This is a genomic window from Xanthomonas cannabis (assembly GCF_040616535.1).
GTDB lineage: Bacteria > Pseudomonadota > Gammaproteobacteria > Xanthomonadales > Xanthomonadaceae > Xanthomonas > Xanthomonas cannabis.
On record NZ_CP136580.1, the window covers coordinates 1,908,379 to 1,925,724 of the forward strand.

Genomic DNA, 17,346 nt, shown 5'->3' on the forward strand with positions numbered 1-17,346 from the left:
CTTTCCGGCTCGCCCGCCACCTCACTTACGGAACCCGAATGGCAGAAACCGCCAAGGAAATCATCCAGGTCAACCTGGAAGACGAGATGCGCAAGAGCTATCTCGATTACGCGATGAGCGTGATCGTGGGCCGCGCACTCCCCGATGCCCGTGATGGCCTCAAGCCTGTGCACCGTCGCGTGTTGTTCGCGATGCACGAGCTGGGCGCCCACAGCAACAAGGCCTACTTCAAGTCGGCGCGTATCGTCGGCGACGTCATCGGTAAGTACCACCCGCACGGCGACCAGTCGGTGTACGACACGCTGGTGCGCATGGCGCAGCCGTTCTCGCTGCGCTACATGATGGTGGACGGCCAGGGTAACTTCGGTTCGGTCGACGGCGACTCCGCGGCGGCGATGCGTTACACCGAGTCGCGCATGTCGCGGCTGGCGCATGAGTTGATGGCCGACATCGACAAGGAAACCGTCGATTTCCAGCCCAATTACGACGAAAAGGAACTGGAACCGACGGTCATGCCGACCCGGTTCCCGAGCCTGCTGGTCAACGGTTCGGCCGGTATCGCGGTGGGCATGGCCACCAACATCCCGCCGCATAACCTGACCGAGGCGATCAACGCCTGCATCGCGCTGATCGACACCCCGGAGCTGGATGTCGAAGGCCTGATGGAATACATCCCGGGCCCGGATTTCCCCACCGCGGGCATCATCAACGGCACCGCCGGCATCGCCGCCGGTTATCGCACCGGCCGTGGCCGCGTGCGCATCCGTGCCAAGGCCGATGTGGAAGTGGCCGACAACGGCCGCGAGGCGATCGTCGTCACCGAGATCCCGTACCAGGTGAACAAGGCGCGGTTGATCGAAAAGATCGCCGAGCTGGTCAAGGAAAAGAAGCTCGAAGGCATCAGCGAGCTGCGCGATGAGTCCGACAAGGACGGCATGCGCATCTATATCGAAATCAAGCGCGGCGAGTCGGCCGAGGTTGTGCTCAACAACCTGTATCAGCAGACCCAGATGGAGTCGGTGTTCGGTATCAACATGGTGGCGTTGATCGACGGCCGCCCGCAGTTGATGAACCTCAAGCAGATGCTGGAGGCGTTCATCCGCCACCGCCGCGAGGTGGTCACCCGCCGCACCATCTACGAACTGCGCAAGGCGCGTGCGCGTGCGCACGTGCTGGAAGGCCTGACCGTTGCATTGGCCAACATCGATGAAATGATCGAGTTGATCAAGACCTCGGCCAACCCGCAGGAAGCGCGCGAGCGCATGCTGGCCAAGACCTGGCAACCGGGTCTGGTGGGCGCGCTGCTGGGCGCGGCCGGTGCCGAGGCGTCCAAGCCGGAAGATCTGCCGCCGGGCGTGGGCCTGATCAAGGGCTTTTACCAGCTCAGCGAAGTGCAGGCGTCGCAGATCCTGGAAATGCGTCTGCATCGCCTGACCGGCCTGGAACAGGAAAAGCTGACCGACGAGTACAAGCAGTTGCTCGGCGTCATCGAAGGCCTGATCCGCATCCTGGAAAACCCGGACGTGCTGCTGCAGGTGATCCGCGACGAGCTGATCAATATCCGCGAAGAGTACGGCGACGAACGCCGCACCGAAATCCGTCACAGCGAAGAAGATCTGGACATCCTGGATCTGATCGCGCCGGAAGACGTGGTGGTGACGTTGTCGCATGCCGGCTATGCCAAGCGCCAGCCGGTGAGCGCTTATCGTGCGCAGCGCCGTGGCGGCCGTGGCCGGTCTGCCGCCGCGACCAAGGAAGAAGATTTCATCGACCAGCTGTGGCTGGTCAACACGCACGATACGCTGTTGACCTTCACCAGCAGCGGCAAGGTGTTCTGGCTGCCGGTGCATCAGCTGCCTGAAGCCGGCTCCAATGCGCGTGGCCGCCCGATCATCAACTGGATTCCGCTGGAATCCGGCGAGCGCGTGCAGGCGGTGCTGCCGGTGCGCGAGTACGCCGACAACCGCTATGTGTTCTTCGCTACCCGCAACGGTACGGTCAAGAAGACGCCGCTGAGCGAATTCGCCTTCCGTCTGGCGCGCGGCAAGATCGCGATCAATCTGGACGAAGGCGATGCGCTGGTGGGCGTGGCGTTGACCGATGGCGACCGCGACGTGTTGCTGTTCGCCTCCAACGGCAAGACCGTGCGCTTTGGCGAATCCACCGTGCGTTCGATGGGCCGTACCGCCACCGGTGTGCGCGGTATCCGCCTGACCAAGGGCGAGGAAGTGGTCAGCCTGATCGTGGCCGAGCGTGCCGGCGGTGTCGAAGAAGAGATCGAAGGCGACGAGGTCGATGACGTGGTGGAAGCCACCGATGGCGGCGAGCCTGCCGTGATCGAGGTCGCCGACGACGGCAACGTGGCCTACATCCTGACCGCCACCGAGAACGGCTACGGCAAGCGCACCCCGCTGGCCGAATATCCGCGCAAGGGGCGTGGCACCCAGGGCGTGATCGGCATCCAGACCACCGAGCGCAACGGCAAGCTGGTGCGTGCAGTGCTGCTGGGCGCCACCGACGAAGTGTTGCTGATTTCCGATGGCGGCACGCTGGTGCGCACACGCGGTTCGGAAATCTCGCGCGTGGGCCGCAACACCCAGGGCGTGACGCTGATCCGTCTGTCCAAGGGCGAAAAGCTGCAGGCGGTCGAACGCCTGGATGCATCGCTGGATGAAGTGGACGATGTGGTGGAAGACGCAGCTGCGCAGGCCACCGTAGTGCCGCCGGCAACCGAAGAATGATCGGTTGATCGTGCAGCGGCATTGCTGCAGCTGACCAAAAACGCCGGCGGAAGCCGGCGTTTTTTTTATGCCCGTCATGGTTGCAGGCCATGACATCTGCAACGCAGTGTCCTCGACCGATTGTCGCGAAAAAGGCGGCTCTTTCACCCGCGCGGGCCGAAGGTGGTTGGCGGTGCGGCGGCGTTGCGTTGCCGCTGAGTCGAAGAGGAACAAGTGATGACGATTCTGGATCGTCCTTCCGGTCGCGGCCATTGGGCGCTGGCGATATTGGGAGGTGTGATTGCCGTGCTGGGCGCAGTACTGCTGGCCGGTGGCGTGTGGTTGGCCGCGCTGGGTGGCTCCTGGTATTACCTGCCGGCCGGTGCGGCAATGGTGATTGCCGGCGTCTTGCTGGTGTGGGGCCGCAATGCGGGCGCATGGTGGTTTGCTGCGGTGGTGGTGGGTTCGCTGCTGTGGACATGGTGGGAATCGGGCAGCGATTACTGGCGCTGGGTGCCGCGCCTGGGCCTGATCGTCGGCCTGGCATTCGTGCTCGCGCTGTTGCTCCCGAAATTGCAACGCCCGGTGTCGCGCGCGGTCTCGCGCAGCGTGGCGGGCGCGTTGGCGGCAGTGTTCGTGGTCGCCTTCGTGCTGGCCTTCGTGCCGCACGGCGTTACCGAAGCCGATGGCGCGCTGGCGCAGGCGGCCGGCATGGTGGGTGGTCTGCTCAATCGCACTGCATCCGCCCCGGGTGCGGCACCTGGCGCACAGCCGGCGAACGCACCTGCCGACGGCGACTGGGCTGCCTACGGGCGCAGCCAGGCCGGGCAACGTTACTCGCCGCTGCAGCAGATCAATCGCGACAATGTGGCGCAGTTGCAGCAGGCGTGGGTATTCCATACCGGCGATCTGCCGAGCAAGCGCTGGGGCGCGGAGACCACGCCGCTGAAGGTAGGCGACAGCCTGTACCTGTGCACCGCGCGCAACCAGGTGATCGCACTGGATGCCGCCAGCGGCAAGCAACGCTGGCGCTACGATCCCAAGGTCAAGGACGAGGCGATTCCATACACCGCGGCCTGCCGTGGGGTGTCGTATTACGAAGTGCCGGCAGCCGCCAACACTGCAGACGCAACGGCAACGGCAACGGCAGCGCTGTGCCGCACGCGGGTGATCGAAGGCACGCTGGACGGCCGCTTGATCGCACTGGATGCACGCAGCGGTACGCCATGCCCGGACTTCGGCAGCAATGGGCAGGTCGATATCACCGTCGGCATGGGGCAGACGCCGCCGGGCTATGTGTCGATCAATTCGCCACCGGCCATCGTGCGTGGCGTGGTGGTCACCGGCCATCAGGTGCTCGACGGGCAGAGGCGTTACGAGCCTTCCGGTGTGATCGAAGGCTTCGATGCAGTGACCGGCAAGTTGCGCTGGGCCTGGGATATGACGCATCCGGACTGGAACGGTGCACCGCCGCCGGGCCAGAGCTGGACGCGTGGCACACCCAACATGTGGACCACGGCGGCCGCCGATGAGCAGCTGGGCTATGTGTATTTGCCGATGGGCAATTCCACCGCAGATTACTGGAGCAGCTCGCGCACGCCGCAGGAGAATCGCTACGCGACCTCGCTGGTGGCGCTGGATGTGACCACGGGCAAGCCGGCGTGGAATTTCCAGACCACCCACATCGATGCCTGGGATTACGACCTTGGCTCGCAGCCAAGCCTGATCGATTTCCCCAAGGACGGCGTCAACGTGCCGGCGGTCTTGCTGCCGAGCAAGCAGGGCGAGTTGTATGTGCTGGACCGGCGCACCGGCAAGCCGCTGGTGGGCGTGCAAGAACGTGCGGTGCCGGGCGGCGGCGTGGAGCCGCAGATGCGCGCCAAGACCCAGCCGTTTTCGCTGTATCACACGCTGCGCAAGCCGGATCTGACCGAGCGCGACATGTGGGGCATGACCCCGATCGACCAGCTGGTTTGTCGCATCCAGTTCCGCACCGCCAGCTACAAGGGCATCTACACGCCGCCGGAAGCGGAGCGCCATTCGATCGAATACCCCGGCTATAACGGCGGTTCGGATTGGGGTAGCGTGGCGGTCGACCCGCAGCGCGGCGTGATCGTGGCCAACTACAACGACATGCCCAATTACAACCTGCTGGTGCCGCGCGCCAAGGCCGACAAACTGGGCTGGGCACCGCGCGACGAGGTACGTGGCGATGCCGGTGGCGCAGAAGGCGCGGGCGACCCGCAGGCGGGTACGCCGTATGCGATCAACGTCAACGCCGGCTGGCGGCTGCCGTTCACCAAATTGCTGTGCAAGGAACCGCCGTACGGCGGCATCCGCGCCATCGATCTGGCCAGCGGCAAGACGCTGTGGGACCGCCCGTTCGGCAGCGCACGCGGCAATGGCCCGTTCGGCATCCGCTCCGGGTTGCCGATCGAGATCGGCACGCCCAACAACGGCGGCGCTGTGGTGACGGCAGGCGGTTTGATCTTCATCGCCGCCGCCACCGACGACCTGATCCGCGCCATCGATCTGGCCACCGGCAAGGAGCTGTGGCATGCCAAGTTGCCAGCCGGCGGCCAGGCCAACCCGATGGTGTACGCGTATGGCGGCCGCGAATATCTGGTCATCATGGCCGGCGGGCATCATTTCATGGAGACCCCGGCAGGCGATGCGTTGGTGGCCTACGCGCTACCGCAGCAGGCGCCATGATGCTGGGGGCGATCGAAGATCGCTGGTAAAGCCGGCGATGACACGGCTGCGTGGCTGCCGAGCCGCGCGGCCGGTGTCTGAAATCGGAATGCGCCGATGCATATATGGCGCGACCAGGCGCACGGCCGCCCGCAACCACGCTCGTCTGCATCACTCGTCGGCTGCTCCAGAATGCCCAAGCATGAAACAAAGAAAGCGCACCGCAAGCGGTGCGCTTTTTGCAGAAAATCACGGGGGCTAAAACGCTTGATTCGCTCGAGACGCCATCCTCGTGGAGAGGCGCAACGCCACATCAGCGATGCATCAGGCCGTACGCTCCTGCGATTCCCGATTCACTGTTAATTCGCACGGTACGCATCCTCGGCAATAGGCGTAACGCCACATCGGGATGCATCAGGCCGTACGCTCTTACGATTCCCGATTCCCGATTCCCGATTCCCGATTCCCGATTCAGCCAACGTTCGCCGCCACCTCATCGTCCCGCACCGCATCGCGCACATCCTGCGCCAGCGTCGCCTTGACGATGATGGAACGGATGGCATCGGTGGCTTCGGAGAGTGGTACATCGCTGCTCAGGCGCTGGAAGGTGTCACGGCTGTTGTAGCCGGAGCCGTCCTTCAAATAATGGTCGTACATCGACAGCAGATCCTGGCACGCGGTGATCAAGGCCGCCACATTGCCGCGTACCAGCGCGTGGCCGATCTGATCGAAGCTGTGCAGGCAGTCCGCCAGCCAGTGCAGGTCGTAGCGCGCGGTGCTCGGCTCCGGCGCGCTGTGGCCGCGGCTGTAGGCGCTGTAGCGACGCAGGCTGCGTGCCACGCGGGCGACATGCGCAAACAGGGTGCCGATCTCGTTGGCGATATCCAGCCGCTGCACCATCACCATCGGGATCACCTCGGTGGCCGCGGCGTCCTGCTGCCCGGCTGCGTTCTGCTCCTGCTGGTCCAGCGACTGCTTGAGCACAGCGTAGCTGCGCTGCAGCGATTCCAGCTCCAGCGCGCTGGCCGCCGCACGCGCCTTCAGCTGCGACAGCGCTGCCTGGTAGCGGCCAAGGCTGTCCTGGGTGCTGGCAAGCTGGCCGGACTCGGCGCGCAGCTGGCGGCCGCGGACGAATGCCAGTGCCGTGGCGATCAGGGCCCAGAGTGCGAATGCAGGCACCAGGTAGATCAAGATGCCCATGGAGATTCCTCGAAACGTTGCATACCTTGTCGGCCAGGCAGCGGCGTTCTTGAGGGCAATCGCCGGGAGTGTGATGCGGTGGTCAGGCGTGAGGTCGGCCTTGCCCACGCCGAGCGCGTTCAGCCCCGCCCGCGAGGGGCGAGGGATCAGTCGACGCCGGTGCGGCCATAACCCCCCGTGGGAAGGGCGGCGGCTCCATGCCCGGCCGCTGGCGCAATCCGTGGCTATTCAAACGATCGCAGATCTCATTGACCTCTTTTGCCCGTAATCCCGGGCAAATCCAGTCCCTGTGCGTCTGCGCAATCCCGTGCAATCGCATAACCGGCGTCGGCGTGCCGCATCACGCCGGTGGCGGGGTCGTTCCAGAGCACGCGCTCCAGGCGCTTGTCGGCCGCCTCGCTGCCGTCGCAGACAATGACCATGCCGGCATGCTGCGAAAAGCCCATGCCGACGCCGCCGCCATGGTGCAGCGACACCCAGGTGGCGCCGCTGGCAGTGTTGAGCAGGGCATTGAGTAAGGGCCAGTCGGACACGGCATCGGAGCCGTCGGCCATCGCCTCGGTTTCGCGGTTGGGCGAGGCCACGCTGCCCGAATCCAGATGGTCGCGGCCGATCACCACCGGCGCCTTGAGCTCGCCAGTGCGCACCATCGCATTGAAGGCCAGCCCCAGCCGATGGCGGTCGCCCAGCCCGACCCAGCAGATGCGCGCGGGCAAGCCCTGGAAGGCGATCTTGTCGGCCGCCATGTCCAGCCAGCGATGCAGGTGCGCATCGTTGGGGATGAGTTCCTTGACCTTGGCATCGGTCCTGGCAATGTCTTCCGGGTCGCCGGACAGCGCGACCCAGCGGAACGGGCCGATGCCGCGACAGAACAGCGGGCGGATGTAGGCGGGGACGAAGCCGGGGAAGTCGAACGCATCGTCGACCCCTTGTTCCAGCGCCATCTGGCGCAGGTTGTTGCCGTAGTCCACGGTGGGCACACCGAGCGCGTGGAAGGTGAGCATGGCGCGGATGTGGTTGGCCATCGTCTCGCGCGCGGCGGCTTCCACCTCCTTCGGTGCGCTCACGCGCTTTGCGTCCCACTCTTCCACGCTCCAGCCTTGCGGCAGGTAGCCGTTGACCGGGTCGTGTGCGGAGGTCTGGTCGGTCAGCAGGTCCGGCTTGATCCCGCGCAGCAGCAGTTCGTCCAGGACGTCGGCGACATTGCCGAGCAGGCCGACCGACAGCGGCGTCTTCGCTGTGCACGATTCCTCGATCAGCCTTAGCGCTTCGTCCAGCGAATCGGTCCAGGTATCCAGATACCCGGTGCGCAGGCGCATGTCGATGCTGGAACGGCGGCATTCCACGGCCAGGCAGGACGCGCCGGCCATCACCGCCGCCAGCGGTTGCGCGCCGCCCATGCCGCCCAGGCCACCGGTAAACAGCCACTTGCCGGCCAGGCTGCCGCCGTAGTGCTGGCGGCCCATTTCCACGAAGGTTTCGTAGGTGCCCTGCACGATGCCCTGCGCGCCGATGTAGATCCAGCTGCCGGCGGTCATCTGCCCGTACATCGCCAGGCCTTTTTGATCCAGCGCGTTGAAGTGGTCCCAATTGGCCCAGCGCGGTACCAGATTGGAGTTGGCGATCAGCACGCGCGGCGCATCGGCGTGGGTGCGGAACACGCCGACCGGTTTGCCCGATTGCACCAGCAGGGTTTGATCATCTTCCAGTCGCGTGAGCGCAGCCACGATCGCATCGAAGGATTCCCAGTCGCGCGCGGCGCGGCCGATGCCGCCGTACACCACCAGTTCCTGCGGGCGCTCGGCCACGTCCGGGTCCAGGTTGTTCATCAGCATGCGCAGCGGGGCTTCGGTGAGCCAGCTCCTGGCGGTGAGCGTGGTGCCGGTGGCAGCGCGGATGACGCGGGTAGCATCGTGACGGGTCATGCCGGGTTCCTTGCAATCAACGGTGGGCCGCGTGCGGCGTGGTGTCGGTTCGGGGTGCGTTGGCGAATGCCAGACAGGCCAGCAGCACGTGCCGCAATACCGCGCGCAAGGCAGCGGCGTGCACCGGCTGCCACGGAGTGGGCCAGTTGTCCGGGGTGATGGTGTCGGGTTCGCGCATGTAGCCGCGGCAGGCCAGCTCCATCTGCAGGGCGTGCACGCCTTGGTCGGGTTGCCCGTAATGGCGGGTGATCCAGCCGCCCTTGAAACGCCCGTTGCGTACCGTACTGGAGCCGCTGCTGCGGCACAGTTGCTCCACCGCGTCGGCCAGCGCCTGGTCGCAGCTGCGGTCGTCGTTGCTGCCGATGTTGAACTGCGGCAATTCGCCGTCGAACAGGTGCGGGATGAAGGAGCGAATCGAATGCGCGTCGTACACCACGATGCTTGCGTGCTGCTGGCGCAGGCGCGCAATCTCGTCGGCTAGCGCGGCGTGGTACGGGTCGAACCAGCGGGTGCGGCGCAGGTCGATCTGTGCCTGATCCGGCGCCTGGCCTTCGGCATAGAGCGGTTGATTGTCGAAGGTGGTCAGCGGACACAGGCCGGTGGTGTTCTGGCCCGGATACAACGAAACGCCGCTGGGGTCGCGATTGACGTCGATCACCGAGCGGCTGATCGTGGTGCGCACCGTAGTGGCGCCCAGCGACTGCGCAAAATCGTAGAGCTGATGCACCCACCAGTCTGCATCGCGGCGCGCCAGCCACGGCGAGGCAAACTGGCCGGCAACCAGATCGGGTAACTCGGTTCCGGTGTGCGGGAAACTGATCAGCAGGGGGGCGTTGCCGCGGTGGATCTCCAGCCAGCCGGGCAGGGCACTCATCGTTGCGCTCCGGTGATGCGCGCAGCGGCGAGCGAGTGCGGCCGGCGGCAGCAATCAGTGGCATGCAGGCCGGCTTCGCGCTGGACGCAGCAGCCAAACGCAGTGCCCGCAGATCCTGCGCATGCGCGCGCGGCTGCATCGCATGGCGCCGGAATGTTGCACAGGTAAGCTGCAACGCGCCGCATCATGCCTGCGGCTCCACACCCGGCAACGCAATCGCCACCGCCTCGGCCAGGGCGCCCGACCGCACCAGTGCGCTGGCGGCCAGCATGTCCGGGTGGAAGTAGCGATCGTCCTGCAACGTGGGCACCTGCGCCCGCAGCAATGCGCGTGCCGCTTCCAGTGCGTCACTGGAGCGCAGCGGCGCATGGAAGTCGCAGCCTTGCACCGCCGCCAGCAGCTCGATGCCGATCACGTGCGCGGCGTTTTCCGCCATGGCCAGCAGACGGCGCGCACCATGCGCGGCCATCGACACATGATCTTCCTGGTTGGCGGAGGTTGGAATCGAATCCACGCTGGCCGGGTAGGCGCGCTGTTTGTTCTCCGACACCAGGGCCGCGGCGGTGACCTGCGGAATCATGAAGCCGGAGTTCAAACCCGGGCGCGGGGTGAGAAACGCCGGCAGACCGGACAAGGCCGGATCGACCAGCATCGCGGTGCGGCGCTCGCTGATCGAGCCGATCTCGCACACCGCCATCGCCAGCATGTCGGCGGCAAAGGCCACCGGCTCGGCATGGAAGTTGCCGCCCGACAGCGCCTCGCCGGTGTCGCTGAATACCAACGGATTATCGGACACGCCGTTGGCTTCGATTTCCAGCGTGCGCGCGGCCTGCCGCATGATGTCCAGCGCTGCCCCCATCACCTGCGGCTGGCAGCGCAGGCAATACGGGTCCTGCACGCGCACATCGCCGCGCCGGTGCGATTCGCGGATCGCCGAATCGGCCATCAATGCGCGCAACGCCGCGGCGGTCGCGATCTGCCCCGGCTGCCCGCGCAGTGCGTGGATGCGTGCATCGAACGGCGTATCCGAGCCCTTGGCCGCTTCCACCGACAGCGCACCGGTCACCAGTGCGGCCTGCAACACGGTTTCGATCTCGAACAGGCCGGCCAGCGCGCAGGCGGTGGAGAATTGCGTGCCGTTGAGCAGCGCCAGGCCTTCCTTTGCGCCAAGCACGCGCGGTTGCAGTTGCGCGTGTGCAAGCGCGTCGGCAGCAGGTAACCGTTGCCCGCCGACGAAGGCTTCGCCAACGCCGATCATCACTGCCGCCAGATGCGACAGCGGCGCCAGATCGCCGGACGCCCCGACCGACCCCTGGCACGGCACCACCGGAGTGATGCCCGCATGCAGCATCGCGTCCAGCAATGCCAGCGTGCCCGGTTGCACGCCGGACGCACCCTGCGCCAGGCTGGTGAGCTTGAGCGCCATCATCAGCCGCACCACCGGCACCGGCGTGGGCTCGCCGACGCCGGCCGCATGCGACAGCACGATATTGCGCTGCAGGGTCTGCAGGTCGTCGCGCTCGATGCGCACGCTGGCCAGCTTGCCGAAGCCGGTGTTGACGCCATAGACCGGCTCGCCACGCGCGACGATGGCCTCCACCGTCTGTGCGCTGCGCAGCACCGCAGCCGCGCAGGCGTCGTCCATCCTCACCTCGGCGCCGCGATACAGCGCACGCCACTGCGCCAGCGTCACGTGGCCGGGTTGCAAGACAACAGAAGCACTCATGACAACTCCAGTGAATCAGGTCGAATGCCCGCGCCAGACGCGGGCGTGAAGCGGGTTGAAGCCCATGCGATAGACCAGGTCGGCCGGCGCATCGATGTCCCAGATCGCCAGGTCGCAGTCCAGGCCGGCGCGCAACCGGCCCAACCGCGCGCTGCGGCCGAGCGCACGCGCAGCCTCGCGGGTGAAGCCGGCGATGCATTCGTCCACGGTCATGCGGAACAACGTGGCCGCCATGTTCATCGCCAGCAGCGGGCTGGTCAGCGGCGAAGTGCCGGGGTTGCAGTCGGTGGCCAGGGCCAGTGGCACCCCCGCCGTGCGCAGGGCGTCGATCGGCGGCAACTGGGTGTCGCGGGTGAAATAGAACGCACCGGGCAGCAGTACCGCCACGGTGCCGGCAGCGGCCATGGCGGCCACGCCGTCCTGGTCCAGGTATTCGATGTGGTCGGCCGACAACGCCCCATGGCGCGCGGCCAGCGCCGCGCCATGCTGGTTACTCAGCTGCTCGGCATGGATCTTGATGCCCAGCCCGTGCGCCTGCGCGGCGATAAAGACCTGTTCGGCCTGGGCAGGCGTGAACGCCAGGTGCTCGCAGAACACGTCGACCGCTTCGGCCAGGCCATGCGCGGCAATCGCCGGAATCATCCGGGTGCAGACCGCATCGATGTAAGGCTGCGCATCGCTGCCCGGCGGCACCGCATGCGCACCGAGAAACGTCGGTACCACCTCGACCTGACGCAGGCCGGCGAGCGCGCGCGCCACGCGCAGTTGCTTGGTTTCGTCCTCCAGCGTCAGCCCGTAGCCGGATTTGATTTCCAGCGTGGTCACTCCTTCGGAAAGCAGTGCATCCAGGCGCGGCAGGCTGGCAGCGAGCAGGGCGGCATCGTCGGCAGCGCGGGTGGCCCGCACGGTCGCCACGATGCCACCACCGGCTGCGGCGATATCGGCGTAGCTGGCGCCGCGCAGACGTTGCTCGAATTCGTTGGCGCGGTTGCCGGCATACACCAGGTGCGTGTGGCAATCGATCAGGCCCGGGCTGATCCAGCGTCGTTGGCAGTCGTGCGTGGTGGCCGCTGCGAACCCCGGCGCCTGCGCGGCCGGGCCGGCATACACGATGCGGCCGTCCAGGCAGGCGACCACGCCATCGTCCACCCGCCCCAGACCGCCGCCTGGAGCATCCAGGGTCATCAGCTGCGCGTTGTGCCAGAGAACGTCGCAATGCATGGCGCAGGCTCGTGGTGTCTGATATGTATATACAATAAGTTCGTCAATCGAGGGTGTCCAGTGGCAGACCAGCCGGTACAAGCGTTGTGGGCAGCGCGGGCCCTGTTGCCAGGCGGCTGGGCCAGCGGTGTGCGCATCGGCCTGGCGCAGGGGCGCATCGTGTCGGTGCAGGCCGATACCGCGGTGGCTGCCACCGATACACGCGCCGGGGCGCTGCTGCCCGGCCTGGGCAACCTGCACAGCCACGCCTTCCAGCGCGGCATGGCCGGCCTGACCGAAGTGGGTGGGCGTCGCGGTGACAGCTTCTGGAGCTGGCGCGAGCTGATGTACCGCTTTGTCGACCGGCTCGACCCGGACAGCCTGCAGGCGATCGCCGAGCAGGCGTATGTGGAGATGCTGGAAAGCGGCTTCACCCGCGTCGGCGAATTCCATTACCTGCACCACAGCCCCGGCGGCGCGCCTTACGCGCATGCCGGCGAAATGTCCGGGCGCATCGTCGCTGCCGCTGCCAGTACCGGCATCGGGCTGAGCCTGCTGCCGGTGTTCTACGCGCACTCGGATTTTGGCGGCGCCGCACCCAGCGCGGCGCAGAAGCGCCTGATCCACGACATCGACGGCTTCGCACGGCTGCTCGACGATTGCAGGCAAAGCCTCACTGCGCTGCCCGACGGCGTGCTCGGCCTGGCGCCGCACAGCCTGCGCGCGGTCACGCCGCACCAGCTGATGGCACTGCTGCCGCTGACCGATGGCCCGGTGCACATCCACATTGCCGAGCAGCAGCGCGAGGTCGATGCCTGCCTGGCCTGGTCGGGCCAGCGCCCGGTTGACTGGTTGCTGGCCAATGCGCCGGTGGACGCGCGCTGGTGCCTGGTGCACGCCACGCATGTCACCGGCAGTGAAGTGCAGGCCATTGCCGATCGCGGCGCGGTGGTCGGGCTATGCCCGATCACCGAGGCGAATCTGGGTGATGGGATCTTCCCGATGCAGGTGTTCGCCGCCGCAGGTGGCCGCTTCGGTGTGGGTTCGGATTCCAATGTGCTGATCGATGCCGCCGAAGAGCTGCGCCTGCTCGAATATGGCCAGCGGCTCAGCGTGCAGGCGCGCAACGTGCTGGCGCCCGCCGATGTGTCGAGCGGGCGCTGGTTGTACGACCAGGCCGGCAGGGGTGCGGCACAGGCACTGGGCAGCGCGGTGCACGGAATCCAGACAGGCGCCGCGGCCGATCTGGTGGAGCTGGAGACCTCGCACCCGGCCTTGCTCGCGCGCGACGACGACGCGCTGTTGGACAGCTGGGTGTTCGCCACGCGCGCGGGGGCGGTCCGTACCGTCTGGCGCGCCGGGCGTGCGGTGGTGCGCGATGGCCGGCATATCGACCGCGCACGCATCGCCGCGCGGTTTGCACAGGTGTTGCGCACAGTGCTGGGCAAGGGAGCCGATGCGCGCACAATGCAGGTCTGACCGGAGACCTCCGCTTTGACCGCCACCCCCATCGCCGCGCCCGGCACCTTGCATCACCGCATCCGGCAGGATCTGGAGCAACGCATTCATAGCGGCGACTGGCCACCCGGGCACCGCATCCCGCCCGAGCATGAACTGATGGCGCAGTACGGCTGCTCGCGCATGACCGTCAACAAGGTGCTCGGCCTGCTGGCCGACGCCGGCATGATCGAGCGTCGCCGCCGCACCGGCTCGTTCGTGGCGCGCCCGCATCCGCATCTGGAGCAGGTGGCGCTCTCGATCCCGGATATTGAAGTGGAGATGACCACGCGCGGACATCGCTACGCGTTTTCGCTGTTGTCGCGGCGGCTGCGCACTGTGCGCCGGCGCGTGCCGCAGGAGCGCGCGCTGGGCAGCACCGGCAAGCTGCTCGCGCTGGACAGCCTGCATCTGGCCGATGGCAGCCCTTTTGCGCTGGAACAGCGCGTGATCGATGTCACCACCGTCCCCGAGGCCCTGCATGAGCCATTCACCACGCTCGCTCCCGGCAGCTGGCTGTTGCGCAACGTACCGTGGACGCGTGCCGAACACCGCATCAGCGCAGTCAGCGCCGATGCCGCGCAGGCACGCAGCCTGCAGGTGGACGAAGGCGCGGCCTGTCTGGTGATCGACCGCCACACCTGGCGTGGCGAGCAACCGGTGACCTATGTGCGCCAGCTGTTTCTGGGCGGCTCCTACGATCTGGTGGCGCGGTTTGCGCCGGGCATGCGCTGACGCTGTACTGGAGCCTCGCGCGCGGCTCCCGCGTAGGGCCTATCGCGTTGCAGAACGCAGTCGCTGCAACGCCGGTGTGCACGGCGGCATCGAGAGCCCGGCTCGCCTGGCCCAGCTGTCGTAAATGGCAGGCCGCTGCATGCGCAATGACGGGAGGCGCGTCGCAGTCATCGCCCAGCCGCGCCCACAGATCAGCGCGGGATCGACTGGACTCGCGCGTGCCCACATCCGACGTCCCGATATGTTTACCGGCGGGTTGGCAGACCATCGCGGTGCACCCGCATCAGATCGTGGTGCATTGCCGCCAGCGCACCGGCTCGTCCACGCCCGGTCGGGGGTTGAGCTGCACGCGCACCGTGCGCAGATAGGGGTAACGCTGCAGTTCGCGGCAGATCAGCGGCCATGCCGCGCCATCGTCCACCGCGCGATCCACCGCAAGCGTCGCCTGGGTGATCCAGATCCCGCGCACCAGGCCCGGCGTCTGCGCCAATGCCCTCGACACCTCGCGCCGATAGCCTTGCAGGGTGTCGGCATCCGGCTCTGCGCTGGTTGCCGTCGCGGCGCCGACTGGCGCTGCCGTCGCTGCGGGCTGTGCAGCGTTCATGGCGGCTGCAACGGGAGGGCTCGGCGGCGTTGCGCCCGCCCGCGAGGCCGCAACGGGCGGTGCCGGCTGTGGCTCGGGCGGGTGCAGTGCCAGCACCGCCACCAGGGCAAGCGTGGCCAGGGCGGCACCGGCAATGACGCTGTGGCGGAGCGCGCGGCGCCGCGCCAGGGTCACCACGCGGGTCTCCACATCGCCTGGCAGATAGGGTTTGAGCAAGGGCCACAGGCGCGTGCCGTCCAGCACTTCGATGGATTGCTTGTCTGCCGCAGCCAGGCCTTCGCGCTCCATGCGGCCTTCGGTCACCATCACCCCGCCGCCAGCGCCGGCCAGCCGTGCCATCGCCCCGAGTTCGTTCACTGCAGCCACGCCGATGCGATAGCCGCGGCCATGCTTGCAGGCCACCAGGCGGGTGCCGTGATCGGTCTGCATCATGAAATCGGCGGTGGGCAGGCCGTCCTGCGGTAGCTGGGTCGGTTGCCAGCCACGTTGGTCCTGCAGCACCCGCAGCACCACTGCGGAGAAGTCGCGCCAATGCAGGGCGGCCAGCGCACGGATGCCTTCGTCGGTTTCGTTGGCGCGACGCCGCACCAGCCAGAAGTAAGCGCACACCGCCAACCACAGCAGCAGTGCAGCCAGGAGCGCCAGAATCCAGGAAGGCATAAGCATCAAGCGAAGGGATGGCGCGTATTACGAGTCGATGCGCCTAGAAGAATCCTTCGTACCGGATTCGTCAATGGATCGCGGGCGGCGATGTCACGAGCCGTGACCCAGGCAACGAAAGACCCGCCAGTCTGAAGCCGTGAGGGGAGGGGAGCAAACGGACTTCGTAATACAGGACTGGCGGGTCGTCCCCGATTGTCTGTAAAACCATGCTGCTTTGCAACACGGTGGCGGCGCGGCTATCGCTTGACCCCGGTGCGGTCCGGGGCGACCCGGCTCCGCATGACGTCGGCCGTGGACGGGCGTCTGTGCGACGCCCTGCATGTAGTTCTCCAGGCCAACCCCTTCCCGCAGTTCACTCCCCGTCGAAAGCCGCCGAATTGCCGGTCTGCGAGGTGCCGGCGGTGGTGCCTGCGCTGGTCGTCTCGCTGCTGGCAGCCTGCGCGGCCTGGTTGGCCGTGCGGTTGGCCCGCTTGGTCGCGGCGGTATTGGCCCGCACCTGTGCCTTCAGCGACTCCACTTCACGGCGAAGTGTTTCCAGTTCTTCCTGCTCGGGGATGTTGAGCGTGCGCAGCACGCCCTTGACGCGCTCGTCGAAGGCCTTGCCCAACTTGTCCCAGCCGCGCACCGCAGTGTCGCGTGCCTGCTCGAACTGGGTCTCCACTTCTTCGCGCAGCTCGTCCACGCCTTCGGCCGCCTTGCGCTGGCCGGTGCGCTCGTAGGCAGCGCCCTCGCGGACCAGCGAGTCGAACAATTTACCGCCTTCGCTCTGCACGCGGCCCAGCGCGCCGAGTCCCGCCAGCCACACGGTCTGCGCCGATTCGCCGAGCCGGCGCGAGATCTGTTCTGCCTGGGCCTGGAAGCCCGACGCCGTGTGGTCGCGATTGCCGTTCTGGTCGTATCCGGTCGTCATGGAATGCTCCTGTCGATTGCCAAAGTGACGTTGCGTTCACCCTAGTGCCGGTCCTGCATCGGGCAGGTGAAGCGCCACCCGATCAGGCCTGGCCCAAGCATCCGCCCATCGCATGCTGGGCGGGTGACTTGTCGCTGAAGCGGCAAACCTGCGCGAAGCGCTGGCTCAGGCGAGTTTTTCCGCCAGCAGGCGGCGGATTTCCGATTCCACCATCGGCTGCACGGCAGACAGCAGGAAGCCGAGCTCGGCCGTCACGTGCACCTGCTGCGGCAGCAAGGTGATCGCACCATCCACACCGGCGCGGGCGATGCGCAAGGTGTCGCCTTCCCAATGCGAGGCGACGCCGTAGCGATCGGTCAGCTTGCGCGCCGCCTCGTCGATCGCCGCGCGGGCCTGGGCCGGCGGCAGGGAATGGTCGTGGCGGATATCGATGCTGGACATGAGCTGCCTGGGTGAGACGAAAGTAGGCGCGCATTGTGCGCATGCGCGCGTCCGGCTCCAAGTGCGACCGCTCGCGCCGCGCTTCAGGCGGCATCGTGGAGACATATGCGTCGGTGCCGATGCGCGCATTTCCAGCGCGTACGCTTCGCTGCACAACAGC

General features: G+C 66.9%; 12 protein-coding genes. 4 read left to right on the plus strand and 8 right to left on the minus strand.

Annotated features, from left to right (window positions below; all coding sequences use genetic code 11):
* Positions 1-38: 38 nt before the first annotated feature.
* Both gyrA and RZV17_RS08250 read left to right on the plus strand, forming a co-directional pair.
* Complete coding sequence (gene gyrA, locus RZV17_RS08245; protein WP_355608511.1) at positions 39-2,741, plus strand: DNA gyrase subunit A; 2,703 nt, start codon at positions 39-41, stop codon at positions 2,739-2,741.
* Between the two features lie 216 nt (positions 2,742-2,957).
* Positions 2,958-5,432, plus strand: a complete 2,475-nt coding sequence (locus tag RZV17_RS08250; protein ID WP_355608514.1) for a membrane-bound PQQ-dependent dehydrogenase, glucose/quinate/shikimate family — start codon at positions 2,958-2,960, stop codon at positions 5,430-5,432.
* A gap of 450 nt (positions 5,433-5,882) precedes the next feature.
* Here RZV17_RS08250 and RZV17_RS08255 read toward each other — a convergent pair whose 3' ends face one another.
* From RZV17_RS08255 to hutI, 5 genes are all read right to left on the minus strand, one after another.
* Complete coding sequence (locus RZV17_RS08255; RefSeq protein ID WP_355608517.1) at positions 5,883-6,611, minus strand: hypothetical protein; 729 nt, start codon at positions 6,609-6,611, stop codon at positions 5,883-5,885.
* Between the two features lie 245 nt (positions 6,612-6,856).
* Positions 6,857-8,536: a urocanate hydratase gene (gene hutU, locus RZV17_RS08260; RefSeq protein WP_355608520.1), complete on the minus strand. Its 1,680-nt coding sequence runs from the start codon at positions 8,534-8,536 to the stop codon at positions 6,857-6,859.
* Positions 8,537-8,552: 16 nt separating this feature from the next.
* Entirely contained in the window at positions 8,553-9,410 is an 858-nt protein-coding gene (gene hutG / locus RZV17_RS08265; RefSeq protein ID WP_355608523.1) for an N-formylglutamate deformylase, read from the minus strand.
* Between the two features lie 184 nt (positions 9,411-9,594).
* Positions 9,595-11,136, minus strand: coding sequence for a histidine ammonia-lyase (gene hutH, locus RZV17_RS08270; RefSeq protein ID WP_355608526.1), 1,542 nt, complete (start codon positions 11,134-11,136; stop codon positions 9,595-9,597).
* A 15-nt stretch (positions 11,137-11,151) separates the two neighbouring features.
* Positions 11,152-12,357, minus strand: a complete 1,206-nt coding sequence (gene hutI / locus RZV17_RS08275; RefSeq protein ID WP_104580079.1) for an imidazolonepropionase — start codon at positions 12,355-12,357, stop codon at positions 11,152-11,154.
* Between the two features lie 60 nt (positions 12,358-12,417).
* Between hutI and RZV17_RS08280 the strand changes: the two genes are divergently transcribed.
* Together RZV17_RS08280 and hutC are read left to right on the plus strand one after the other, a co-directional pair.
* On the plus strand, positions 12,418-13,815 hold the full coding sequence (locus RZV17_RS08280) for a formimidoylglutamate deiminase (RefSeq protein ID WP_355608530.1): 1,398 nt from the start codon (positions 12,418-12,420) through the stop codon (positions 13,813-13,815).
* 15 nt (positions 13,816-13,830) lie between these two features.
* A complete protein-coding gene (gene hutC, locus RZV17_RS08285; RefSeq protein WP_179455096.1) occupies positions 13,831-14,568 on the plus strand; it encodes a histidine utilization repressor in 738 nt (245 codons plus the stop codon).
* A 283-nt stretch (positions 14,569-14,851) separates the two neighbouring features.
* On the opposite strand, the gene RZV17_RS08290 is transcribed toward hutC, so the two are convergent.
* From RZV17_RS08290 to RZV17_RS08300, 3 genes are all read right to left on the minus strand, one after another.
* Positions 14,852-15,838 (minus strand): restriction endonuclease, encoded by a 987-nt coding sequence (locus tag RZV17_RS08290; protein ID WP_355608533.1) that lies wholly within the window; start codon positions 15,836-15,838, stop codon positions 14,852-14,854.
* Positions 15,839-16,187: 349 nt separating this feature from the next.
* Complete coding sequence (locus RZV17_RS08295) at positions 16,188-16,745, minus strand: phasin family protein (RefSeq protein ID WP_047696562.1); 558 nt, start codon at positions 16,743-16,745, stop codon at positions 16,188-16,190.
* A gap of 165 nt (positions 16,746-16,910) precedes the next feature.
* Positions 16,911-17,186, minus strand: a complete 276-nt coding sequence (locus RZV17_RS08300) for a polyhydroxyalkanoic acid system family protein (RefSeq protein ID WP_039412646.1) — start codon at positions 17,184-17,186, stop codon at positions 16,911-16,913.
* Positions 17,187-17,346 lie beyond the last annotated feature (160 nt).